The organism is Pseudomonas sp. L7, from assembly GCF_046605565.1.
Classification (GTDB): domain Bacteria; phylum Pseudomonadota; class Gammaproteobacteria; order Pseudomonadales; family Pseudomonadaceae; genus Aquipseudomonas; species Aquipseudomonas wayambapalatensis.
This window is the reverse complement of sequence record NZ_CP176784.1, coordinates 5,258,182-5,280,738: the sequence shown is the minus strand read 5'-3', so window position 1 is coordinate 5,280,738 and position 22,557 is coordinate 5,258,182. Positions and strand designations below refer to the sequence as shown.

Sequence of the window (22,557 nt, the reverse complement as noted above, 5' to 3'; positions counted from 1 at the left end):
ATGATCCTGGATTGTACACACTCAGGGTCGTAAGCCCCGCGGGTTGTAGCGTAAAGTCGTAGGCCAAGGGCCTTGACACATGTGACCGGGCAGTCTTGTCGCTTCCCGGCTCTTTGCGTATCCTCGGCGGTCCGTCAGAACAGTAAACAAGCGGAATGCCCACCATGTCAGACTTGAAAACCGCCGCTCTCGAATATCACGCTCAACCTCGCCCGGGGAAACTGAGCGTCGAACTCTCCAAGCCAACCGCCACCGCCCGTGACCTTGCCCTGGCCTACAGCCCAGGCGTCGCCGAGCCGGTACGCGAAATTGGCCGTGATCCGGAGCTGGCCTACAAATACACCGGCAAGGGCAACCTGGTCGCTGTGATCTCCGACGGTACCGCCATCCTCGGCCTGGGTGACCTCGGCCCGCTGGCCTCCAAGCCAGTCATGGAAGGCAAGGGTGTTCTGTTCAAGCGTTTCGCCGGTATCGACGTGTTCGACATCGAAGTCGAGTCGGAAAGCCCACAGGCTTTCATCGACACCGTTCGCCGCATCTCCATCACCTTCGGTGGCATCAACCTCGAAGACATCAAGGCACCTGAGTGCTTCGAGATCGAGCGCACCCTGATCGAACAGTGCGACATCCCGGTCTTCCACGATGACCAGCACGGCACCGCCATCGTGACGGCGGCCGGCATGATCAACGCCCTGGAAATCGCAGGCAAGAAGCTCGAAGACGCCAAGATCGTCTGCCTGGGTGCCGGCGCTGCCGCCATCTCCTGCATGAAGCTGCTGGTCAGCATGGGTGCCAAGGTCGAGAACATCTACATGATCGACCGTAGCGGCGTGATCCACGCTGGCCGCGACGACCTGAACCAGTACAAGGCGCAGTTCGCCCACGCCACCGACAAGCGCACCCTGGCTGACGCGCTGGAAGGTGCTGACGTGTTCGTTGGCCTGTCCGGCCCGAACCTGCTGAGCCCGGAAGGCCTGAAGTCGATGGCTGCCAACCCGATCGTGTTCGCCTGTTCGAACCCGGATCCGGAAATCGCTCCAGAGCTGGCTCACGCCACTCGCAGCGACGTGATCATGGCCACCGGTCGTTCCGACTACCCGAACCAGGTCAACAACGTACTGGGCTTCCCCTTCATCTTCCGTGGTGCCCTGGACGTTCGCGCCAAGCGCATCAACGAAGAAATGAAGATCGCCGCCGCCGTCGCCCTGAAAGACCTGGCCAAGCTGCCGGTTCCGAAGGAAGTCTGCGAGGCCTACGGCGTCGAAGGTCTGGAATTCGGTCGTGAGTACATCATTCCGAAGCCACTGGACGCTCGCCTGATCACCGTCGTTTCCGATGCCGTGGCCAAGGCCGCCATCGAATCCGGTGTGGCGACCCTGCCGTATCCGAAGCACTACCCGCTCAAGAGCGTGGATGACGTGTTCAACGGCTGATCCCGTTGTAGCGACATGAAAAAGCCCCGGCTCGCGAGAGTCGGGGCTTTTTATTGGCCGCTGTTCTACAGATGGCCGCTCCACCTGTAGAAGCGGCACAAGGCCGCTGCTACAGGTTCACATCACCACTCAGAACAGATCCATCGGCGCCGCTTCATCGGCCGGCAGCGGGCTGCCCGGTGCTGCACCGTTGCCCAGCTCATCCACCGACGGTGGGGAATCCTCGGCCTTGAACAGCTCGAAGTAGGCGTTCGGCGTGCTTGGCGTCGCCGCGCGACCGCTGACCGGATCCACGCGCAGGCTGAGGATGCCCTCAGGCTCTGCCGGTGCGTGTTCAGGCTTACCCTTGAGTGCCGGGCCCATGAAGTCCATCCAGATCGGCAGTGCAACGGTGCCGCCATATTCCCGGCGACCAAGGGTCTCAGGCTGGTCGAAACCGACCCAGACCGTGGTCACGTAGTCGGCGTTGTAGCCGGAGAACCAGGCGTCCTTGGATTCGTTGGTCGTACCGGTCTTGCCCGCGATGTCGCTGCGGCCCAGGGCCAGGGCGCGACGGCCCGTACCACGCTTGATCACATCCTGCAGCATGCTGGTCAGGATGTAGGTGGTACGGCCATCGACGATACGCTCGGCGATGGCCGGCGTTTGCGGTGGCGGGGCGATCTGGCCCAGTGCCGAAGGCGCGGTGCCCGGTTGTGGGAGCGTGGTGATCGGCTCTTCGGGCGCGGCGATGCCGGCCTGGTCCTGGTTGCCCTGGGGGACGCGTGCCGGGTTGGCGGTGAACAGGGTTTCGCCGTTGCGGCTTTCGACGCGCTCGATCAGGTATGGGTTGATCTTGTAGCCGCCGTTGGCAAAGGTGCTCCAGCCGGTGGCGATCTCCATCGGGGTGAGCGTTGCGGTACCCAATGCCAGCGACAGGTTGCGCGGCAGGTCCTGCTTGTTGAAGCCGAACTTGGCAATGTAGTCGATGGTGCGGTCGACCCCCATCGCCTGGAGCAGGCGGATCGAGACCAGGTTACGCGACTTGTACAGCGCCTCGCGCATGCGAATCGGGCCGAGGAAGGTGTTGGTGTCGTTCTTCGGACGCCAGACCTTGTCGAGGTATTCGTCGACGAACACGATCGGTGCGTCGTTGACCAGGCTGGCGGCGGTGTAGCCGTTGTCCAGCGCAGCGCTATAGACGAAGGGCTTGAAGCTGGAGCCTGGCTGGCGCTTGGCCTGCATGGCGCGGTTGTAGTTGCTCTGCTCGAACGAGAATCCACCGACCAGGGCGCGGATTGCACCGTTGTTCGGGTCAAGCGTGACCAGTGCGCTCTGGGCGCCCGGCACCTGGCTGAACTTGAGCTTGCCGTCGTCCAGGCGTTGCAGGCGCACCAGGTCGCCGATCTGCGCGACGTCGGCCGGCGACTGAGGCGTGCGACCCTGGGCATTGCTGTTGATGAACGGACGGGCCCACTTCATGGTGTCCCAGGCCACGTCTTCGTCCTGGCCACCGCGGGTCATGACTTTCAGGCCGGTCTTGTCCACCTGGGTGACGATGGCCGGTTCCAGGCCGCCGAGGGTGCGTTGCTTGCCCAGTTCCTGCTGCCAGGCGGCGCGGGTCTTGCCCGGGAAGCGCGCTTCGGGACCACGGTAGCCGTGGCGCTCGTCGTATTGGGAGAGGCCGTTGAGGACTGCCTTGTTGGCGATTTCCTGCGTGTCGCTGGGCACGGTCGTGGTGACCCGGAAACCTTCGGTATAGGCATCGCTGCCGTAGCGGCCGACCATCTCGGCGCGGGCCATTTCGGCGACGAACGGCGCATTCACCTCAGGTGTCGGTACGTGATAGCTGGCGTTCAGCGGCTCGGCGAGGGCGGCCTGGTAGCTGGCCTCATCGATCTTGCCGAGTTTGTACATGCGGCCGAGGATCCAGTCGCGGCGCTCCTTGGCGCGCACCGGGTTGGCCAGCGGGTTGAAGCGCGAAGGGGCTTTCGGCAGGCCGGCGATCATCGCCATCTGCGCCAGGCTGACATCGCGGATCGACTTGCCGTAGTACACCTGCGCGGCGGCGTCGATACCGTAGGCGCGGTTGCCCAGGTAGATCTTGTTGACGTACAGCTCGAGGATTTCGTCCTTGGTCAGCTCGCGTTCGATCTGCAGCGCCAGGAGGATCTCGTTGGTCTTGCGCGAGAAGCTGCGCTCGCTGGTGAGGAAGAAGTTCTTCGCCACCTGCATGGTGATGGTGCTGCCGCCGGTCTGGATATGACCGGATTTCACCAACTGGGTCGCGGCGCGCATCAGGCTGCTCGGATCGACCCCGTAGTGATTGAGGAAATTGTCGTCTTCGGCTGACAGAAGCGCCTGGATGAACTGTGGGGGAATTTCCGCAAAACGGATCGGCGAGCGGCGCATTTCGCCAAACTCGGCAATCAGTTTGCCGTCGCTGCTGTACACCCTCAGGGGGATCTGCAACTGGATGCTTCTGAGCGAGTCGACCGAAGGCAGGCTGGGACTAAGATACAGAAACGCACCACTCAGACCGAGCACGAGCGCGCAGATGACGGCGACGAAAGACCACCAGAAGAACTTCAGCAGGCGTATCAAGGCTTTTGGGTGTCCAGGTTGAGAAGTGGAGTGCACGCAGGCCCGGCGGCCGGGGAAAAACGCTGGGCATTATAAGCATTTTCGCCCCGCCGGGTCATCGGTCGGTCGGGGCAAGGGGCGCAATCGCCCCGGATGGCAAGGGTTTGCCACGATCATGAAAAGGAGCAGCGATGCTTGGACGCTTTGGCAGGGATGCCGGTTCAGTATTGGGGGTGGAAATTGCCTCCGATTCGGTGAGGATTGTTGAATTACAGCGGCGACGAGGGCGCCATGAGCTGACTGCCTGGGCGGTCGAGCCGATCCAGCGGGGCGGTGTCGATACCGAAGTGCAGGCGATGGCCCTGCGTCAGGCGTGGCATCGTTGTGGTAGCCGGTCTAGACGGGTTGCGCTGGCCGTGCCCGGCTCGCAGGTGATCTGCAAGGTGGGCCAGTTGCCCGCCGCGCTGGCGGAGTCCGAACGAGAGGCGCGTCTGCTGGCTGATGCCGAGCGGCTTTTCCCGTTCCCGATTGACGATCTGGCCCTGGACTTTCAGGTGCTTGGTACTTCGCAGCAGGCACCGGACATGCTCGATGTACTGGTCGGGGCCGCTCGCCAGAGCTTCCTGGAGCCTCTGTTGCAGCCATTCGAGGCGGCAGGCCTGGAGGTGGTTGTCGTCGAGCTGGACGGCTTGGCGCTGCGTCGTTTGCAGGCCGTCGAGTACTGTCGGCCACTGCTGCAGGTCGAGGCCGACAGCCTGACCCTGCATGGCTGGCCCGATGGCCCCCTGCCTTGGCGCAAGGCGCAGAGGATCGAGCCTGGCGTAGGGACGACAGAATTTCTGGCGCGTCTCGAGGGCTTGCTGGAGGGGGATCGCCCCTTCGAGCTGACCGGCGGGTTGATGGTGGGCGGCGGCGCGGCGACGGACGCTTGCGTGCGGTCGCTGGCGCGGCATTTCGGGTTCCCCTGTGAGCAGGTTTGCCCGCAGGGTGTCCACGCGGGTTCGCTGCCAGACCACTGCAGTGCCCTGGTCCTGCCCCTCAGCCTCGCCCTGGGAGGTGCGCAATGAACCTGCGCCTGAATCTGCTGCCCTGGCGTGAGCGCCAGCGTCTGGTGGCGCTGCGCAACTTCCAGCTGGTGTTTCTGGGCAGTCTGTTCGCAGCTTTTGTCGTGGTCATGCTGGTCGATCGGTTCGCCCATCTGCGCCTGAAGCAGCAAGCCGCTGCCGGTGTGCAGCGTCAGCAGCAGTTGCAGTGGCTGGATGGGCAAGTGGCACGTCTCGAGCAACTGCGCGAGGCGCACGCGGGCCTGCGTAGTCAGGTCGATGCGCTGGGTGGGCTGCGCTCGTCGCAGCACGGCGTGCCGCAGCTGTTGATCGAGATCGAGCTGGCGATGCCGCAAGGGATGCAACTGACCCGCCTGGACGTGCAGGGCGATCGTCTGCAGGTCAATGGCCTGGCGGTTTCTGCTGCTGTGCTGGCCCAGTTCATGCGCGACCTGCAGCGCTCGCCTGTACTCCTGGACCTTGAGCTCAAGCACGTCATCGCGCGCGCGGGTGGCGACGCATTTTTACTCGTTGCCCGGGTGGTGGCCTCCTGAGCATGCGCATTGCAGAGGTGCTGGGCTGGCACGAGATGGCCGGGCGCTCGCGTATGTACAGGGGCGCGGTCGTGGCCGCTGGTGTGTTGCTGGTACTGGCCTGCGGCTATCAGCTTCGTCTGCAGGAGGTGCGCGCAGCCTACCGTCAAGGCGTGGCGAGTGAAGTCGAGCAGCGGCGGCTGTTGCAGGCGCGGGAGCAACAGGTCCTGGCGCTGGATGACGCCGAGGCGGCGCTGGCCAGCGAGGAGAAGCGGCTGCGGGATGCGCGCTGGCGATTGTCGGGTGGCGAGAGCATGAGCGATCTGCTCGACCAGTTGGCGGTTTCGGGGCGCACCTACGGCCTGGTTTTCGAGCGCCTCGACGTGGAAGAGGGCGTCGAGGCGCAGGGTTACCGCCAGGTGCCCTTGCAGATGCAGGTGAGTGGGCGCTATGCCGCCCTGCGTCCCTGGCTGGGCGAGTGGCTGGGGCAGTTGCGCCTGCTGCAGGTGACCCGTTTGCAACTGGAGCCTGCAGCAGACCGGCCGGGGCTATTGCAGCTTCAAGTGTCAGTGCAGGCATTTCATGCCGGCGAGACGCTGCCGGTGCCCGCTTCGCTGGCCGATGAGCCCGCGGGTCCGATCGGTCGGGCGCCGGAGCTGGACCCGTTTGCACCCTGGTCGTCGCGTCGGCATGCGGAGGGGTTGGCGGGGGTGCCACTGGAGCAGTTGGAGATGGTTGGCAGCCTGTCCCGCGCAGGGCAAACCCAGGCGCTGGTGCGCTGGGCCGGGCGTGTTTACCGGGTTGCCAAGGGGGACCGCCTGGGCCGTGAAGAGGGTGAAGTGATACAGGTCGACCAGGATCAGGTCGAGATCAGCGAGCGGCTGTTCAATGGTGGCGAGTGGCAACAGCATTCGAGCTACCTGACGTTAAGCAGGCGCACAGGCGCAAGGAGCGAACGTGAAGAGACTGTTGATCGGCATCATGGCGATGCTGCTGGCGCTACGGGCAATGGCGGAGCCCCTGTACAAAGGTGAGCCGCTTTCGCTGAACTTCCAGGACGTCGAGGTCCGTGCGGTACTGCAGGTGCTAGCCGATTATGCCGGCATCAACCTGGTTGCCAGTGACACGGTGCGGGGCAATGTCACCCTGCGGCTGCACGAGGTGCCTTGGGACCAGGCGCTGGACCTGGTGTTGCGCAGCCGGGGGCTGGCCAGGCGCGAGGAGGGCAACGTGCTATTGGTCGCGCCCGCTGCCGAGCTCGCCGAGCAGTCGCGCGAGGCGCGCATCGACCAGGCACTCGAGGCGCAGTTGCAGCCGCTGCGTCGGGAGTTGCTGCCGATCCATCACGCCGATGCGTCCGACCTGGCGAAACTGTTGCTGGAGAGCCTGGCGGATGACGACCCCGCAGCAGGGCGCGGCAGCTTGAGCGTGGACTCGCGGACCAACACCCTGATCGCCACCCAGTCTGCCGCGCGCCTGGCCGAGTTGCGGCAACTGGTGGCGCACCTGGATGTGCCGGTGCGCCAGGTAATGATCGAGGCCCGGATCGTCGAGGCCAACGTCGATTATGAGAACGTGCTCGGGATTCGCTGGGGAGCAGGGCTGGGTGGTATGCCAGGGCGGCCCGCCGGTGAGCTGTTTGTCGATCTCGGCGCGCAGGGGGCGACCTTTGGCGTGGGAGTGGGGCTGGTGCGTGGCGATGTGCTGCTTGACCTGGAGCTCAGTGCCATGGAGAAAAGCGGCAATGGCGAGATCATCTCCCAGCCCAAGGTGGTCACTGCCGACAAGGAAACCGCGCGGATCCTCAAGGGCACCGAAGTGCCGTACCAGCAGTCGAGCAAGAGCGGTGCAACCTCGGTGGCATTCCGCGAGGCATCGCTGTCACTGGAGGTCACGCCGCAGATCACCCCGGATGGCAAGGTCATCATGGCGGTGCGGGTGACCAAGGACGAGCCGGACTACCTCAATGCCCTCAACGATGTGCCGCCGATCCGCAAGAACGAGGTCAACGCCAAGGTGCGAGTGGCCGATGGCGAGACGATTGTGATTGGTGGCGTGTACTCGACGTCGCATAACAATGTGGTGGACAAGGTGCCATTTCTTGGCGATCTGCCGTATGTTGGACGGCTGTTTCGACGCGATGCATTACAAGAGAAAAAATCTGAGCTGCTGGTCTTCCTGACTCCGCGTATCATGGGTGACCGGGCGATAGCTGTGAGTCGTTGATTCTGTGCGAAATTTGATACTTGTAGGGCCCATGGGCGCCGGTAAGAGCACCATCGGGCGCCTTTTGGCCAAAGAGCTGCGCCTGCTGTTCAAGGATTCCGACAAGGAAATCGAGCTGCGAACCGGCGCCAACATCCCGTGGATCTTCGACAAGGAAGGCGAGCCGGGCTTCCGTGATCGTGAGCAGGCGATGATTGCCGAGCTCTGCGAGCTCGACGGCGTGGTTGTCGCAACCGGTGGCGGCGCGGTGATGCGCGAAGCCAATCGCCAGGCGTTGTACAAGGGCGGGCGTGTCATCTACCTGCATGCTTCGGTGGAACAGCAGGTTGGCCGCACTGCGCGTGATCGCAACCGCCCACTGCTGCGGACCGCCAACCCGGAAGCCACGCTTCGTGCATTGCTGGAAACCCGCGACCCGCTCTATCGCGAGATCGCCGACCTCGTGGTGGAAACCGACGAACGGCCACCGCGCATGGTCGTGCTCGATATTCTCGAGCGTTTGCAGCAGTTGCCGCCCCGCTGAGCCGGGACTATCCTCGGCGACCAACGCCGGGGCGACGTTGAACGTTACCGCGCTGGCCGCTCAGGCAAGGCCGCGCCAAAGCATATTGTGGGGATACATGCAGACATTGAAGGTCGATCTGGGCGAACGTAGCTATCCGATCTACATTGGCGAGGGCCTGCTGGACCAGCCCGAGCTGCTGGCGCCGCACATTGCCGGACGGCAGGTCGCCATCGTCTCCAACGAAACCGTCGCGCCCCTGTATCTCGAGCGGCTGAGCAAGACGCTCGGCGCCTGGTCGGTGCTACCAGTGGTGCTGCCTGACGGCGAAGCCCACAAGAACTGGGAAACCCTTCAGCTGATTTTCGATGCCCTGCTCACGGCCCGCCATGATCGGCGCACCACTGTGGTCGCGCTGGGCGGCGGAGTGATCGGCGACATGGCTGGATTTGCCGCGGCCTGTTACCAGCGAGGTGTCGACTTCATCCAGGTGCCGACCACGCTGCTGTCCCAGGTGGATTCGTCCGTTGGTGGCAAGACCGGCATCAACCACCCGCTGGGCAAGAACATGGTCGGTGCCTTCTATCAGCCCAACGCGGTGCTGATCGACACCACCAGCCTGCGTACCCTGCCACCCCGCGAGCTGTCGGCAGGTCTCGCTGAAGTGATCAAGTACGGCCTGATCTGCGACGAGCCATTCCTCGGCTGGCTGGAAGACAACATGGCGGCGCTGCGCAAGCTCGATTCCGTGGCGCTGACCGAAGCCATCCGCCGCTCCTGTGCGGCGAAGGCGGCGGTGGTGGGCGCCGACGAGCGTGAGTCCGGTGTGCGTGCCACCCTGAACCTCGGCCATACCTTCGGCCATGCCATCGAAACCCACATGGGTTACGGGGTATGGTTGCATGGCGAGGCCGTCGCTGCCGGGACCGTCATGGCCCTGGAGATGTCCATGCGCCTGGGCTGGATCGACCAGTCGGCGCGTGATCGCGGAATTCGCCTGCTGCAGGATGCAGGCTTGCCGGTGGTGCCCCCACAGGAAATGACCCCGGCGCATTTCATGGAACATATGGCGGTCGACAAGAAGGTGCTCGACGGACGCCTGCGCCTGGTGCTGTTGCGCCAGATGGGCGAGGCCGTGATCACCGACGACTATCCGAAAGAGATTCTTCAGGCCACGCTTGCAGCGGATTACCGCGCGATCGTGGCGCAGCTTTGAGGTTGTGACAGCGCGATGACCAGTTTGCATGCCGATGAGGCGTTCCTCGATCACTACCAGTTGAGTCACGATCCGTTCGCACCTCGGGTGCCCGGGTTCAAGTTCTTCCCTGCCCAGCGCAAGCCGGTGCTGGGCCAACTGCATCACCTGGCGCGTTACAGCCACCTGATGCTGGTGGTGACCGGCCCGTTGGGCAGCGGCAAGACCCTGCTGCGCCAGGCTCTGGTGGCCAGCACCAACAAGCAGTCGGTGCAGAGCGTGGTCGTTTCTGCGCGCGGCGCAAGCGATGCTGCCAGCGTGCTGGGCCAGGTAGCCCAGGCGCTGAACGTCGCGCAGCCGGAAGTGCAGGCGATCCTGTCCCAGGTCGTCCAGTTGGCTCTGACCGGGCAGGAAGTCTATCTGCTGGTGGACGATGCGGAACAACTCGACGAGTCGGCACTCCAAGCGTTGCTGGAGCTGGCGGCAGGCGTTCCGGAAGGGCGCCCGCATGTGTTCCTGTTCGGTGAGCCTTCGCTGATTGCCGGGTTGGACGAACTCAGTGTCGAGGAAGAACGCTTCCACATCATCGAGCTTGCCCCCTACAGCGAAGAAGAGACTCGGGAGTATCTGGAGCAGCGTCTGGAAGGTGCTGGCCGGGGCCTTGAGGTGTTCAGCGCCGAACAGATCGCCGATATCCACGAAAACTCCGACGGCTGGCCAGGAAACATCAACCAGGTTGCCCGCGATACCTTGATCGAAGCCATGATCGCTACCCGCAGTACGGAAAAGCGACCATCCATGGGGTTCAAAATGCCTAAGAAACATGTGCTCGCGCTGTCCGCTGTCGTTGTGGTCGCTGTCGCTGCCGCGGTCCTGATGCCCAAGAAAGGCGACAAGGCGCCGACCGACGCGCCTGCTGCCCAGGCCCAGTTGCCACTGGGGCAGTCGGGCAATGGCGGCCCGACCGTCGAATTCTCCGGTTCGTCGCAGCCCATGCCGCTGCCGCTGGTGGGGCAGTCGCAGCCGGTCATGCGTGAGCCGCTGGCCCAGGCCGCAGGCATGGGCGATGGTGACGAGGCAGGCCCTGCCGGTAATACTGCACTGCAGCCTTCAGCGCCTTCGGCTGCCGTTCCTCCCACCGTCACCACCACTGCGCCGCCCCAAGGTGTCGCTGCTGGCCCTGCACCTGCTCCAGCCCAGCCAGTAGCCAGCGTGCCTGCCCAGCCGGTTGCGCCTGCACAGAAACCTGTCGCAACCCAGCCGGCAAAACCGGTTGCGCCTGCTGCCAAGCCAGCGCCGGCTCCGACCCAGGTGGCCAGCGCCAAGCCCGCAGCCAAGCCTGCCGAGAAACCCGCCGCCGGAGGCGCAGGCAACAGCGGCTGGTACAGCGGCCAGAAGCCGGGCAACTATGTGGTTCAGGTGTTCGGTACCAGCAATGAATCCGCTGCCCAATCGTTCGTCAGGGAGCAGGGTGGCGACTATCGCTACTTCAAGAAAACCCTGCAGGGCAAGCCGCTGTACGTGGTGACCTACGGCAACTTCGGCAGCCGCGATGCCGCAGCTGCGGCAATCAAGAACTTGCCAGCGAAGGTCCAGGCTGGTAAACCTTGGCCTCGTACCGTCGGCAGCGTTCAACAAGAGCTGGCCACGGCCCGCTGATCCTTCCGGGCGGCACCACCCCCGCCGCCCAGTTGCTGAGCGAATCCCGGACTCGACAAAGCCTGCTGTGCTGATGCGCGGCAGGCTTTTCTGTCCCAGACTGCCGGCCACAAGCCTTCTGTTGCAGTCACGGCTGAAACGCTTCAGACTCGAGTCAAGCCGCTATCACGGCGCATGACGCAAAAACATTCAAAAATGCGACATAAACTTTCAACGATTCGTCGTGAAAATTTGTGGGCCTCCCTGTCGCTGTGCAACAATGGTTTCCCTATACCCACCGCAAAAAAGCTGGCATTCGATCGGCGTGGATGGTAAGTGGTTGTACTAAAAAGAGATTTGCCTTGGTTGAGAGGCGAACCTGGTGAGAAAGTGTCTATGAAAACAGGTCTGTACCATCCCGAAGAGTTCAAGGATAACTGTGGTTTTGGCCTGATCGCCCATATGACGGGCGAGCCGAGTCACCACCTTCTGCAAACTGCCGTCGAGGCCCTGACCTGCATGACCCACCGTGGTGGGATCAACGCAGATGGCAAGACCGGTGACGGTTGTGGCCTGCTGATGCAGAAGCCCGATCAGTTCCTGCGTGCCGTGGCCCAGGAGCACTTTGCCGTCGAACTGCCCAAGCAGTACGCCGTCGGCATGGTGTTCTTCAATCAGGACCCTGTGAAAGCCGAGGCTGCGCGCGCCAACATGGACCGCGAGATCCTCGCTGCCGGCCTGCAACTGGTCGGCTGGCGCAAAGTGCCGATCGACACCAGCGTGCTCGGTCGCCTGGCCCTCGAACGTCTGCCGCAGATCGAGCAGGTGTTCATCGGCGGTGAAGGTCTGACCGACCAGGAATTCGCCATCAAGCTGTTCAGTGCCCGTCGCCGTTCGTCCGTGGCCAACGCCCACGACGCCGACCACTACATCTGCAGCTTCTCGCACAAGACCATCATCTACAAAGGCCTGATGATGCCGGCGGACCTCACCGCCTTCTATCCGGACCTGGGCGATGAGCGCCTGAAGACCGCCATCTGTGTCTTCCACCAGCGCTTCTCCACCAACACCCTGCCGAAATGGCCGCTGGCACAGCCATTCCGCTTCCTCGCCCACAACGGCGAGATCAACACCATCACCGGCAACCGCAACTGGGCCATGGCCCGTCGCACCAAGTTCGCCAACGACCTGATCCCCGATCTGGAAGAGCTCGGTCCGCTGGTCAACCGTGTCGGCTCCGACTCCTCCAGCATGGACAACATGCTCGAGCTGATGGTCACTGGCGGCATCGACCTGTTCCGTGGTGTGCGCATGCTCGTGCCACCGGCCTGGCAGAACGTCGAGACCATGGACGCCGACCTGCGCGCCTTCTACGAATACAACTCCATGCACATGGAGCCGTGGGACGGCCCGGCCGGCATCGTCATGACCGAAGGCCGCCACGCCGTGTGCCTGCTCGACCGCAACGGCCTGCGTCCGGCGCGCTGGGTGACCACCAAGAACGGCTACATCACCCTCGCCTCGGAAATCGGCGTGTGGAACTACAAGCCTGAGGACGTCATCGCCAAGGGTCGTGTCGGCCCGGGTCAGATCTTCGCCGTGGACACCGAAACCGGTCAGATCCTCGACACCGACGCCATCGACAACCGTCTCAAGTCGCGCCATCCCTACAAGCGCTGGCTGCGTCAGCACGCCACCCGCATCCAGGCGACGCTGACCGACGACCAGGGCGTGGCCAGCTACGATGCCGACCAGCTCAAGCAATACATGAAGATGTTCCAGGTCACCTTCGAGGAGCGTGACCAGGTGCTGCGCCCGCTCGGCGAGCAGGGCCAGGAAGCAGTCGGTTCGATGGGCGACGACACGCCGATGGCCGTGCTTTCGCAGCGCGTGCGTTCGCCGTACGACTTCTTCCGCCAGCAGTTTGCTCAGGTGACCAACCCGCCGATCGACCCGCTGCGCGAGGCGATCGTGATGTCCCTGGAAATCTGCCTGGGCGCCGAGCGCAACATCTTCCAGGAGTCCCCGGAGCACGCCTCCCGAGTGATCCTCAGTTCGCCAGTGATCTCGCCCGCCAAGTGGCGCTCGCTGATGAGCCTGGAGCGCGAAGGCTTCGACCGTCACCTGATCGACCTCAACTACGAGCAGGATGTCGGCCTTGAAGCGGCCATTCGCAACATCGCCGACCAGGCCGAAGAAGCGGTGCGCAGCGGCAAGACCCAACTGGTGCTGAGCGACCGTTTCATCGCGCCGGGCAAGCTGCCGGTGCACGCTTCGCTGGCCGTTGGTGCAGTGCATCACCGCCTGACCGAGCAGGGCCTGCGCTGCGACAGCAACATCCTTGTGGAAACCGCCACCGCCCGTGACCCGCACCACTTCGCCGTGCTGCTGGGCTTCGGCGCCTCGGCTGTCTATCCGTACCTGGCGTACGAGGTGTTGGCCGACCTGATCCGCACCGGCGAAGTGCTGGGCGATCTGGATGAAGTGTTCAAGTACTACCGCAAAGGCATCTCCAAGGGCCTGTTGAAGATCCTGTCGAAGATGGGCATCTCGACCGTCGCCTCCTACCGTGGCGCGCAACTCTTCGAGGCCATCGGCCTGTCGGACGAAGTGGTCGGCCTGAGCTTCAAGGGCGTGTCCAGCCGTATCAAGGGGGCGCGTTTCGAAGACCTGGAGAGCGACCAGAAGCTGCTCGCCGCCGAAGCCTGGAGCGCGCGCAAGCCGATCCAGCAGGGCGGCTTGCTCAAGTTCGTCCACGGCGGTGAATACCACGCGTACAACCCGGACGTGGTCAACACCCTGCAGGCTGCAGTGCAGCAGGGCGACTACGCCAAGTTCAAGGAATACACCACGCTGGTCGATCAGCGTCCGGTATCGATGATCCGCGACCTGCTCAAGGTCAAGGTTGCCGATCAGGCGCTGGCGCTGGACCAGATCGAGCCGCTGGAGGCGATCCTCAAGCGCTTCGACTCTGCCGGTATCTCCCTGGGTGCGCTGTCGCCGGAAGCCCACGAAGCGCTGGCCGAGGCGATGAACCGCCTGGGCGCGCGCTCCAACTCCGGTGAGGGCGGCGAAGACCCGGCCCGCTATGGCACCCTCAAGAGCTCGAAGATCAAGCAGGTGGCCACTGGCCGCTTTGGTGTGACCCCGGAATACCTGGTCAACGCCGAGGTCCTGCAGATCAAGGTTGCCCAGGGCGCCAAGCCCGGCGAGGGCGGCCAGCTGCCTGGCGGCAAGGTCAACGGCCTGATCGCCAAGCTGCGCTATGCGGTGCCGGGCGTGACCCTGATCTCGCCGCCACCGCACCACGACATCTATTCGATCGAAGACCTGGCGCAGCTGATCTACGACCTCAAGCAGGTCAACCCGCAGGCGCTGGTGTCGGTCAAGCTGGTGGCCGAAGCTGGTGTCGGCACGATCGCTGCCGGCGTGGCCAAGGCCTATGCCGACCTGATCACCATCTCCGGCTACGACGGTGGCACCGGCGCCTCGCCGCTGACCTCGATCAAGTACGCCGGTGCCCCGTGGGAGCTGGGCCTGGCCGAAACCCACCAGACCCTGCGTGGCAACGACCTGCGCGGCAAGGTGCGGGTACAGACCGACGGCGGTCTGAAGACCGGCCTGGACGTGATCAAGGCCGCGATCCTCGGTGCCGAAAGCTTCGGTTTCGGCACTGCGCCGATGATCGCCCTGGGCTGCAAATACCTGCGCATCTGCCACCTGAACAACTGCGCCACGGGTGTCGCCACGCAGAACGACAAGCTGCGCAAGGACCACTACATCGGCACTGTCGACATGGTGATCAACTTCTTCACCTTCGTCGCTGAAGAGACCCGTGAGTGGCTGGCCAAGCTGGGCGTGCGCAGCCTCGGCGAGTTGATCGGTCGTACCGACCTGCTCGAAGTGCTGCCGGGCGACACCGAGCGCCAGCACCACCTGGACCTCACGCCGCTGCTGGGCAGCTCGCACATTCCGGCCGACAAGCCGCAATTCTGCGAAGTCGACAAGAACCCGCCGTTCGACAAGGGCGAACTGGCCGAGAAGATGGTCGAGATGGCCTTGCCGGCGATTCGCGACCAGGCCGGTGGCGAGTTCGCCCTCGACATCTGCAACTGCGATCGTTCCATCGGTGCGCGTATCTCCGGCGAGATCGCCCGCCTGCATGGCAACCAGGGCATGGCGGCTAACCCGATCACCTTCCGCTTCAAGGGGACGGCGGGTCAGAGCTTCGGCGTGTGGAACGCCGGTGGCCTGAACCTGCACCTGGAAGGCGATGCCAACGACTACGTCGGCAAGGGCATGACCGGTGGCAAGGTCACCATCGTGCCGCCTGCCGGCAGCCCGTTCGAAACCCAGCACAGCGCCATCGTCGGCAACACCTGCCTGTACGGCGCCACGGGCGGCAAGCTGTTCGCCGCCGGTACCGCGGGCGAGCGCTTCGCTGTGCGTAACTCCGGCGCCCACGCTGTGGTCGAGGGCACCGGTGATCACTGCTGTGAATACATGACCGGCGGCTTTGTCTGCGTTCTGGGCAAGACCGGTTACAACTTCGGTTCTGGCATGACGGGCGGCTTCGCCTACGTGCTCGACATGGACAACACCTTCGTCGACAAACTCAACCACGAGCTGGTGGAAATCCAGCGCATCAGTGGTGAGGCGATGGAGGCCTACCGCAGCCACCTGGCGCGGGTCCTGGGCGAGTACGTGGAAGAAACCGGCAGTGAGTGGGGGCGTGAGCTCTCCGAGAACCTGGACGACTATGTGCGGCGCTTCTGGCTGGTCAAGCCGAAGGCGGCCAATCTGAAGCAACTGTTGTCCAGCACCCGTGCCAACCCGCAGTAAGAGCAGCTGCAAGTGGCGAGCTGCAAGCTGCACGCAGAGGCAGCGTGCGGTTCGCCCGGCTTAAGTGATCGTCTTGCGGCTTGCAGCGTGTAGCTTGCAGCTGCTGTTAAGAGGTTTTGAAAAATGGCTGAACGTCTGAGCAACGACTTCCAGTTCATCGAAGTGGGCCGCAAGGACCCGAAGAAAAAGCTGCTGCGCCAGCGCAAGAAGGAGTTCGTCGAGATCTACGAACCCTTCAAGCCGCAGCAGTCCGTGGAGCAGGCGCACCGCTGCCTGGGCTGCGGCAACCCCTATTGCGAGTGGAAGTGCCCGGTACACAACTTCATCCCCAACTGGTTGAAGCTGGTGTCCGAAGGCAACATCCTGGCGGCGGCGGAGCTGTCGCACCAGACCAACACCCTGCCGGAAGTGTGCGGCCGCGTATGCCCGCAGGACCGTTTGTGCGAGGGTGCCTGTACCCTGAACGACGGGTTCGGCGCAGTGACCATCGGCTCGGTGGAGAAGTACATCACCGACACCGCCTTCGCCATGGGCTGGCGTCCGGACATGTCCAAGGTCAAACCGACCGGCAAGCGCGTTGCGATCATCGGTGCCGGCCCCGCGGGCCTGGGCTGTGCCGACGTGCTGGTGCGTGCTGGCGTGACGCCGGTAGTGTTCGACAAGAACCCCGAGATCGGTGGCCTGCTGACCTTCGGCATCCCCGAGTTCAAGCTGGAAAAGACCGTGTTGAGCAATCGCCGCGAAGTCTTCACCGGCATGGGCATCGAGTTCCGCCTGAACACCGAGGTGGGCAAGGATATCACCATGGAACAGCTGCTCGCCGAGTACGATGCAGTGTTCATGGGCATGGGCACCTACACCTACATGAAGGGTGGCTTCCCGGGTGAAGACCTGCCAGGTGTGCACGACGCCCTGGACTTCCTGATCGCCAACGTCAACCGCAACCTGGGCTTCGAGAAGTCGCCGGAAGACTTCATCGACATGCAGGGCAAGAAGGTCGTGGTGCTCGGCGGTGGCGACACCGCGATGGACTGCAACCGCACCTCGATCCGCCAGGGCGCCAAGGCCGTGACCTGCGCTTATCGTCGCGACGAAGCCAACATGCCTGGCTCGCGCAAAGAGGTGAAGAACGCCAAGGAAGAGGGCGTGAAGTTCCTCTACAACCGCCAGCCGATCGCCATTGTCGGCGAGGACAAGGTGGAGGGCGTCAAGGTGGTCGAAACCCGTCTCGGCGAGCCGGACGCCCGTGGCCGCCGCAGCCCCGAGCCGATCCCGGGTTCCGAAGAGATCCTGCCGGCCGATGCCGTGGTGATCGCCTTCGGCTTCCGCCCGAGCCCGGCGCCGTGGTTCGAGCAGCATGGCATCCAGATGGACAGCCAGGGCCGCGTCGTGGCTCCGGAGAAAGGCAAGTTCAAGCACCAGACCAGCAACCCGAAAGTCTTTGCCGGTGGCGACATGGTGCGCGGGTCGGACCTGGTGGTGACGGCGATCTTCGAAGGGCGTACTGCTGCTGAAGGGATTCTGGACTACCTCGAAGTCTGATCGATCGCTATCGCGGGGCAAGCCCGCTCCTGCAGGGACCACGCATCCCTTTGCAGGAGCAGGCTTGCCCCGCGATGCATTTTGTATACAAAAAACCTTGATCCATGGCACCCGATAGACAAAACGCATGGCCCTGGCCGTGCCTTTTGTGCTGGCGTCTGAGAAAATGCCCGCACTTTTTTGCTGGATGCCGACATGACTGCCCTGAAGAACGATCGTTTCCTGCGTGCACTGCTCAAGCAACCCGTAGACGTGACCCCGGTGTGGATGATGCGCCAGGCGGGCCGCTACCTGCCGGAGTATCGCGCCAGCCGCGCCAATGCCGGCGACTTCATGAGCCTGTGCATGAACCCGCAGTTCGCCTGTGAGGTGACGCTCCAGCCGTTGGACCGCTACCCGCTCGACGCCGCAATCCTCTTCTCCGACATCCTCACCATCCCCGATGCCATGGGCCAGGGCCTGTACTTCGAGACGGGCGAAGGTCCACGTTTCAAGAAGGTCGTCAGCACCCTGGCCGATATCGAGGCGCTGCCGATCCCCGATCCGCACAAGGATCTGGGCTATGTGATGGACGCGGTCAGCACCATCCGCCGTGAGCTCAACGGGCGCGTGCCACTGATCGGCTTCTCCGGCAGCCCCTGGACCCTGGCGACCTACATGGTCGAGGGCGGCTCGTCGAAGGACTTCCGCAAGACCAAGGCGATGCTGTACGACCAGCCCGAGGCCATGCACCTGCTGCTCGACAAGCTGGCGCAGTCGGTCACCAGCTACCTCAACGGCCAGATCAAGGCCGGCGCCCAGGCCGTGCAGATCTTCGACACCTGGGGCGGGGCGCTGTCGGCAGCGGCCTATCAGGAGTTCTCCCTTGCCTACATGCGCAAGATCGTCAGCGGTCTGATTCGCGAGCATGAAGGGCGCAAGGTGCCGGTCATCCTGTTCACCAAGAACGGCGGCCTGTGGCTGGAAAGCATCGCCGAGGCCGGTGCCGACGCGCTGGGGCTGGACTGGACCTGCGAGATCGGCGACGCCCGTCGTCGCGTCGGCGACAAGGTCGCGCTGCAGGGCAACATGGACCCGACCGTGCTGTACGCCAAGCCTGAGGCGATCCGCAACGAAGTGCAGCGGATCCTGGCCAGCTACGGGCAGGGCAGCGGCCATGTGTTCAACCTGGGTCATGGCATCACGCCGGAGGTGGACCCGGAACATGCCGGTGTGTTCATCAACGCCGTGCACGAGTTCTCGGCGCAATATCACCAGTAGAATCGGCGTCTTCGGCAAAAAGCCCGGCCCTGTGCCGGGCTTTTTGCTTCATTAAGCTTGAATTCAGCGATCGTCGGTAATCTGGTGCCATCAAAACGCAAACAGGACCCGATCATCATGAAAGCTCGCTATCTCGCCCTCATCCTCGCCCCTCTGTTCAGCACCGCCGCCCTGGCTTCCAGTTACACCGGCCCAGGTGCCCAAGCGGTGACTACTGTCGCCGCCGCCAAGGAAGCCGCCGACGACACTCCCGTGGTGCTGCAGGGCTACGTGACCAAGAAGATCAACAACGACGACAAGTACGAGTTCAAGGACAACACCGGCACCATCACCGTCGAAATCGACAACGAAGACCTGCCGCCGACGCCGTTCAACGACAAGACCAAGGTCAAGCTGACCGGCGAGGTGGAGAAACACCTGATGAGCCGTGAGGTGGATGTGGATATCGTTGAGATCGTCAACTGACGAAGGCTGCTTCGCGGCGGTTCGGCGCCCCGAACCGCCGCGAATGCCTCACACCGACTTAGGTGCCAACTTGCTCAGGCGCAACGCCACCAGCAATGCCACTGCCAGCAAACTGCCGATGAACAGGCCGATGCCATTCCACCCGGCGTAATGCCAGAACATCCCGCCCGCCGTCCCGGCGACACTCGATCCCGCGTAATAGCAGAACAGGTACAACGAAGACGCCTGCCCCTTGGCCTTGAGCGCGCGTCGGCCGATCCAGCTGCTGGCCACCGAATGGGCGCCGAAGAAGCCGAAGGTGAACACCAGCATTCCGACGATCACCACTGGCAACGGGGTGAACAGAGTCATCAGCATGCCACCGGCCATCACCAGGATGCTCGCCCAGAACACCCTGCGACGCCCCAGCCGATCGGCCAGCGCGCCAACCTGCGCCGAGCTGTAGATGCCCGACAGGTACACCACCGACAGCAAGCCGACCAGCGCCTGGTTCATGTGATAGGGCTCGGCCAGCAGGCGATAGCCGATGTAGTTGAACAGAGTGACGAAGGCGCCCATCAGCAGGAAGGCTTCGAGGAACAGCCAGGGCAGGCCGGCATCCTTGAAGTGCATGAGGAAGCCGTCGAGCAGATTGCGTGGCTTCAGCGACTGGGCGCGGAAGTTGCGTGATTCCGGCAGCACCTTCCAGAACACCACCGCGGCCAGCAGCGCCAGGCCGCCTATCACCAGCATCGCGGTGTGCCAGCTTACGAAGTCGATCAGCACCCCAGTGATCAGCCGCCCGCTCATCCCGCCGATGGCATTGCCACCGATGTACAGGCCCATGGCCAGGCCGATGTGCTGCGGGTGGATCTCCTCGCTCAGATAGGTCATTGCCACCGCCGCCAAGCCGCTCAGCGACAGGCCGACCAGTGCGCGGGTGGCGAGCACGCCTTCCCAGGTCGGCATCACTGCGCTGGCCAGTGTCGCCAGGGCAGCGCACACCAGGGCCGAGACCATCACCGGCTTGCGCCCGATGCGATCGGAAATGGGCCCGGTGACCAGCAGACCGAACGCCAGCATGGCGGTGGATACCGAGAGCACCAGGCTGCTCTGCGCAGCATTGATCGAGAACTCCTGCGACAGCAGCGGCATCATCGGTTGCACGCAGTAGAGCAGGGCGAACGTGGCGAACCCGCCGCTGAACAGCGCCAGCACGGTTTTCATGAAGGCTGGGGTGCCTTTTTCGATCCACAAGTCGTTCAGGGGAGGCACTTCGGGTTCGGCAGGAAGGGGGGCTACAGCAGTTTTCACGGGTGATACCTCTGGCGCAATGAAAAAAGCATATAGCTGGCTAATGATTAGATCCAATATATTGTTCGACCTATTTGATAGCTTTAGCGACTTGTTTGGAGCCGATCATGGAACTGCGTCATCTGCGTTACTTCATCGCCGTCGCCGAAGAACTGCACTTCGGCCGTGCAGCCCAACAGTTGGGCATCTCCCAGCCACCCTTGAGCCAGCAGATACAGGCGCTGGAACAGGAGCTGGGGGCGCGTCTGTTCGAGCGCACCAATCGTCGAGTCGAGCTGAGCGAGGCTGGACGACTGTTTCTCGAGGAGGCACGCCAGGTGCTGGCGCAAGTCGACAAGGCGGCCGATGTGGCGCGTCGTGCGCAGTTGGGGGAACTGGGCGAGATGAAGATTGGCTTCACCTCGTCGGCGCCCTTCACCTCGAGGATTCCCCAGGCGATCCACGCCTTCCGCCAGCGCTTCCCGGCGGTGCACCTGCACCTCAAGGAGATGAGCAGCCGTGAGGTGGTCGACGCGGTGTTCGACGAATCCATCGAGGTCGGCCTGATGCGTCCGCTGCCGGTGCCGGAAGGGCTGGCGGTCACCGAGTTGTTTCGCGAGCCGCTGGTCGTGGTGCTCAATGCCTCCCATCCGCTGGCGCTGGGCGGCGAGCAAGGCCTGTATATGCGGGACCTGGCTCACGAGCCGTTCGTATTCTTCCCACGCAGCTACGGCAGCGGTCTGTATGCGCAATTGATGGACCTGGCACGCCAGGCTGGCTTCAGCCCGCATTTTGCCCAGGAAGCCGGTGAGGCGCTGACCATCATCGGTTTGGTCTCGGCGGGCCTCGGGGTATCGGTGCTGCCAGCGTCGTTCCAGCGCATCCGCATCGATGGCGTGGTGTACCGCACGCTGCTCGACGAGCAGGCGAGCAGTGCGGTCTGGCTGGTGCGCCGCGAGGGCGCGGGCTCTGCGATGGCGAGGGCATTCGTCGATCTGCTGGCGGGGTTGGAAAAGCCCGAAGGTGCTGGCTAAACCGCCGCGCCGGACACATACTCGGGCATTCCCTGATACACGGAGGTCAGTCATGCGGCGCGTGGTGTTCAATCAGAAAGGTGGCGTGGGCAAGTCGAGCATCGCCTGCAACCTGGCGGCGGTCAGTGCCAACGAAGGCTACCGGACCCTGTTGATCGACCTGGATGCCCAGGCCAACTCGACCCAGTACCTGACCGGTTTGACGGGTGACGATATCCCCATGGGTATTGCCGATTTCTTCAAGCAGAGCCTGTCCAGCGGGCCGTTCAGCAAGAAGAACAAGGTCGATATCTACGAAACGCCCTTCGACAACCTGCACGTGGTCACCGCCACCGCCGAGCTGGCCGACCTGCAGCCCAAGCTCGAGGCCAAGCACAAGATCAACAAGCTGCGCAAATTGCTCGATGAGCTGGACGAAGACTACGAGCGGATCTACATCGACACCCCGCCAGCGTTGAATTTTTATGCGGTTTCCGCGTTGATCGCCGCAGATCGTGTGCTTATTCCCTTCGATTGCGACAGCTTCTCGCGCCAGGCCCTGTACGGCCTGCTGGCCGAGATCGAGGAACTCAAGGACGACCACAACGAAGACCTCCAGGTAGAGGGCATCGTGGTCAACCAGTTCCAGTCACGGGCCAGCCTGCCTCAGCAGATGCTCGACGAGCTGCTCGCCGAGGGCCTGCCGGTGCTGCCGGTGTACCTGGGCAGCTCGGTGAAGATGCGCGAATCCCACCACGCCAGCCTGCCGCTGATTCACCTGGAGCCGCGGCACAAGCTGACACAGCAGTTTGTCGAGCTGCACTCGCTGCTCGAAGAAAACGCTTAGATCCCTTGGCTGCGCAGCCACTCCAGCAATGACTGGAGTGGAAACGCCCCCGATGCGCGGTGAATGGCACCGGCTTTGCCGGTGTTCGCGGGCAAGTCGGGGCGCCGAACCGCCGCTCCCACAGGGATGGATTGCCCCCAAGAAGTTGGACACCAATCCAACCCTTGGGGGCAAGTCCAGGTCA

At 63.5% G+C, this 22,557-nt stretch carries 16 protein-coding genes; 14 read left to right on the top strand and 2 right to left on the bottom strand.

Annotated features, from left to right (window positions below):
* Positions 1-164: 164 nt before the first annotated feature.
* Positions 165-1,433 (top strand): malic enzyme-like NAD(P)-binding protein, encoded by a 1,269-nt coding sequence (locus ACK3BK_RS24070; RefSeq protein WP_186665614.1) that lies wholly within the window; start codon positions 165-167, stop codon positions 1,431-1,433.
* 129 nt (positions 1,434-1,562) lie between these two features.
* Here the strand turns inward: ACK3BK_RS24070 and ACK3BK_RS24065 are convergent, their stop codons facing one another.
* Positions 1,563-4,013: a penicillin-binding protein 1A gene (locus tag ACK3BK_RS24065; RefSeq protein WP_411384515.1), complete on the bottom strand. Its 2,451-nt coding sequence runs from the start codon at positions 4,011-4,013 to the stop codon at positions 1,563-1,565.
* 173 nt (positions 4,014-4,186) lie between these two features.
* Between ACK3BK_RS24065 and pilM the strand changes: the two genes are divergently transcribed.
* The 11 genes from pilM (at position 4,187) to ACK3BK_RS24010 (ending at position 19,241) form a co-directional block, all read left to right on the top strand.
* Entirely contained in the window at positions 4,187-5,062 is an 876-nt protein-coding gene (gene pilM / locus ACK3BK_RS24060) for a type IV pilus biogenesis protein PilM (protein WP_411383457.1), read from the top strand.
* A complete protein-coding gene (locus ACK3BK_RS24055; RefSeq protein WP_186665617.1) occupies positions 5,059-5,592 on the top strand; it encodes a PilN domain-containing protein in 534 nt (177 codons plus the stop codon). The genes pilM and ACK3BK_RS24055 overlap by 4 nt, the downstream gene beginning before the upstream one ends.
* A 2-nt stretch (positions 5,593-5,594) precedes the next feature.
* Positions 5,595-6,605 carry a pilus assembly protein PilP gene (locus tag ACK3BK_RS24050; RefSeq protein ID WP_411383456.1) on the top strand — a complete coding sequence of 337 codons (1,011 nt, stop codon included), beginning with the start codon at positions 5,595-5,597 and terminating at the stop codon, positions 6,603-6,605.
* Complete coding sequence (locus ACK3BK_RS24045; RefSeq protein WP_411384514.1) at positions 6,559-7,797, top strand: type IV pilus secretin PilQ; 1,239 nt, start codon at positions 6,559-6,561, stop codon at positions 7,795-7,797. The genes ACK3BK_RS24050 and ACK3BK_RS24045 overlap by 47 nt, the downstream gene beginning before the upstream one ends.
* Positions 7,798-7,801: 4 nt before the next feature.
* Entirely contained in the window at positions 7,802-8,320 is a 519-nt protein-coding gene (gene aroK / locus ACK3BK_RS24040; RefSeq protein ID WP_186665619.1) for a shikimate kinase AroK, read from the top strand.
* Between the two features lie 97 nt (positions 8,321-8,417).
* Positions 8,418-9,515 carry a 3-dehydroquinate synthase gene (gene aroB, locus ACK3BK_RS24035; protein WP_186708690.1) on the top strand — a complete coding sequence of 366 codons (1,098 nt, stop codon included), beginning with the start codon at positions 8,418-8,420 and terminating at the stop codon, positions 9,513-9,515.
* A 15-nt stretch (positions 9,516-9,530) separates the two neighbouring features.
* On the top strand, positions 9,531-11,153 hold the full coding sequence (locus ACK3BK_RS24030; protein ID WP_411383455.1) for an AAA family ATPase: 1,623 nt from the start codon (positions 9,531-9,533) through the stop codon (positions 11,151-11,153).
* A 375-nt stretch (positions 11,154-11,528) separates the two neighbouring features.
* Positions 11,529-15,974, top strand: a complete 4,446-nt coding sequence (gene gltB, locus ACK3BK_RS24025; RefSeq protein ID WP_186665625.1) for a glutamate synthase large subunit — start codon at positions 11,529-11,531, stop codon at positions 15,972-15,974.
* Positions 15,975-16,097: 123 nt separating this feature from the next.
* Positions 16,098-17,516 (top strand): FAD-dependent oxidoreductase, encoded by a 1,419-nt coding sequence (locus ACK3BK_RS24020; RefSeq protein WP_054891194.1) that lies wholly within the window; start codon positions 16,098-16,100, stop codon positions 17,514-17,516.
* A 195-nt stretch (positions 17,517-17,711) separates the two neighbouring features.
* Positions 17,712-18,776, top strand: coding sequence for a uroporphyrinogen decarboxylase (hemE, locus tag ACK3BK_RS24015; protein ID WP_186665628.1), 1,065 nt, complete (start codon positions 17,712-17,714; stop codon positions 18,774-18,776).
* A 117-nt stretch (positions 18,777-18,893) separates the two neighbouring features.
* A complete protein-coding gene (locus ACK3BK_RS24010) occupies positions 18,894-19,241 on the top strand; it encodes a YgiW/YdeI family stress tolerance OB fold protein (protein WP_186665630.1) in 348 nt (115 codons plus the stop codon).
* A gap of 48 nt (positions 19,242-19,289) precedes the next feature.
* Here the strand turns inward: ACK3BK_RS24010 and ACK3BK_RS24005 are convergent, their stop codons facing one another.
* Positions 19,290-20,534: an MFS transporter gene (locus ACK3BK_RS24005; RefSeq protein ID WP_411383454.1), complete on the bottom strand. Its 1,245-nt coding sequence runs from the start codon at positions 20,532-20,534 to the stop codon at positions 19,290-19,292.
* Between the two features lie 107 nt (positions 20,535-20,641).
* Between ACK3BK_RS24005 and ACK3BK_RS24000 the strand changes: the two genes are divergently transcribed.
* Positions 20,642-21,547: a LysR family transcriptional regulator gene (locus ACK3BK_RS24000; RefSeq protein WP_186721463.1), complete on the top strand. Its 906-nt coding sequence runs from the start codon at positions 20,642-20,644 to the stop codon at positions 21,545-21,547.
* Between the two features lie 52 nt (positions 21,548-21,599).
* Positions 21,600-22,373 carry a ParA family protein gene (locus ACK3BK_RS23995; protein ID WP_054891199.1) on the top strand — a complete coding sequence of 258 codons (774 nt, stop codon included), beginning with the start codon at positions 21,600-21,602 and terminating at the stop codon, positions 22,371-22,373.
* Positions 22,374-22,557: the final 184 nt, after the last annotated feature.

What these genes read in the sequence shown, in the direction of transcription:
- ACK3BK_RS24070 (WP_186665614.1), top strand. Translation starts at nt 165, where the DNA reads ATGTCAGACTTGAAAACCGCCGCTCTCGAATATCACGCTCAACCTCGC.
- pilM (WP_411383457.1), top strand. Translation starts at nt 4,187, where the DNA reads ATGCTTGGACGCTTTGGCAGGGATGCCGGTTCAGTATTGGGGGTGGAA.
- ACK3BK_RS24055 (WP_186665617.1), top strand. Translation starts at nt 5,059, where the DNA reads ATGAACCTGCGCCTGAATCTGCTGCCCTGGCGTGAGCGCCAGCGTCTG.
- ACK3BK_RS24050 (WP_411383456.1), top strand. Translation starts at nt 5,595, where the DNA reads ATGCGCATTGCAGAGGTGCTGGGCTGGCACGAGATGGCCGGGCGCTCG.
- ACK3BK_RS24045 (WP_411384514.1), top strand. Translation starts at nt 6,559, where the DNA reads ATGCTGCTGGCGCTACGGGCAATGGCGGAGCCCCTGTACAAAGGTGAG.
- aroB (WP_186708690.1), top strand. Translation starts at nt 8,418, where the DNA reads ATGCAGACATTGAAGGTCGATCTGGGCGAACGTAGCTATCCGATCTAC.
- ACK3BK_RS24030 (WP_411383455.1), top strand. Translation starts at nt 9,531, where the DNA reads ATGACCAGTTTGCATGCCGATGAGGCGTTCCTCGATCACTACCAGTTG.
- gltB (WP_186665625.1), top strand. Translation starts at nt 11,529, where the DNA reads ATGAAAACAGGTCTGTACCATCCCGAAGAGTTCAAGGATAACTGTGGT.
- ACK3BK_RS24020 (WP_054891194.1), top strand. Translation starts at nt 16,098, where the DNA reads ATGGCTGAACGTCTGAGCAACGACTTCCAGTTCATCGAAGTGGGCCGC.
- hemE (WP_186665628.1), top strand. Translation starts at nt 17,712, where the DNA reads ATGACTGCCCTGAAGAACGATCGTTTCCTGCGTGCACTGCTCAAGCAA.
- ACK3BK_RS24010 (WP_186665630.1), top strand. Translation starts at nt 18,894, where the DNA reads ATGAAAGCTCGCTATCTCGCCCTCATCCTCGCCCCTCTGTTCAGCACC.
- ACK3BK_RS24000 (WP_186721463.1), top strand. Translation starts at nt 20,642, where the DNA reads ATGGAACTGCGTCATCTGCGTTACTTCATCGCCGTCGCCGAAGAACTG.
- ACK3BK_RS23995 (WP_054891199.1), top strand. Translation starts at nt 21,600, where the DNA reads ATGCGGCGCGTGGTGTTCAATCAGAAAGGTGGCGTGGGCAAGTCGAGC.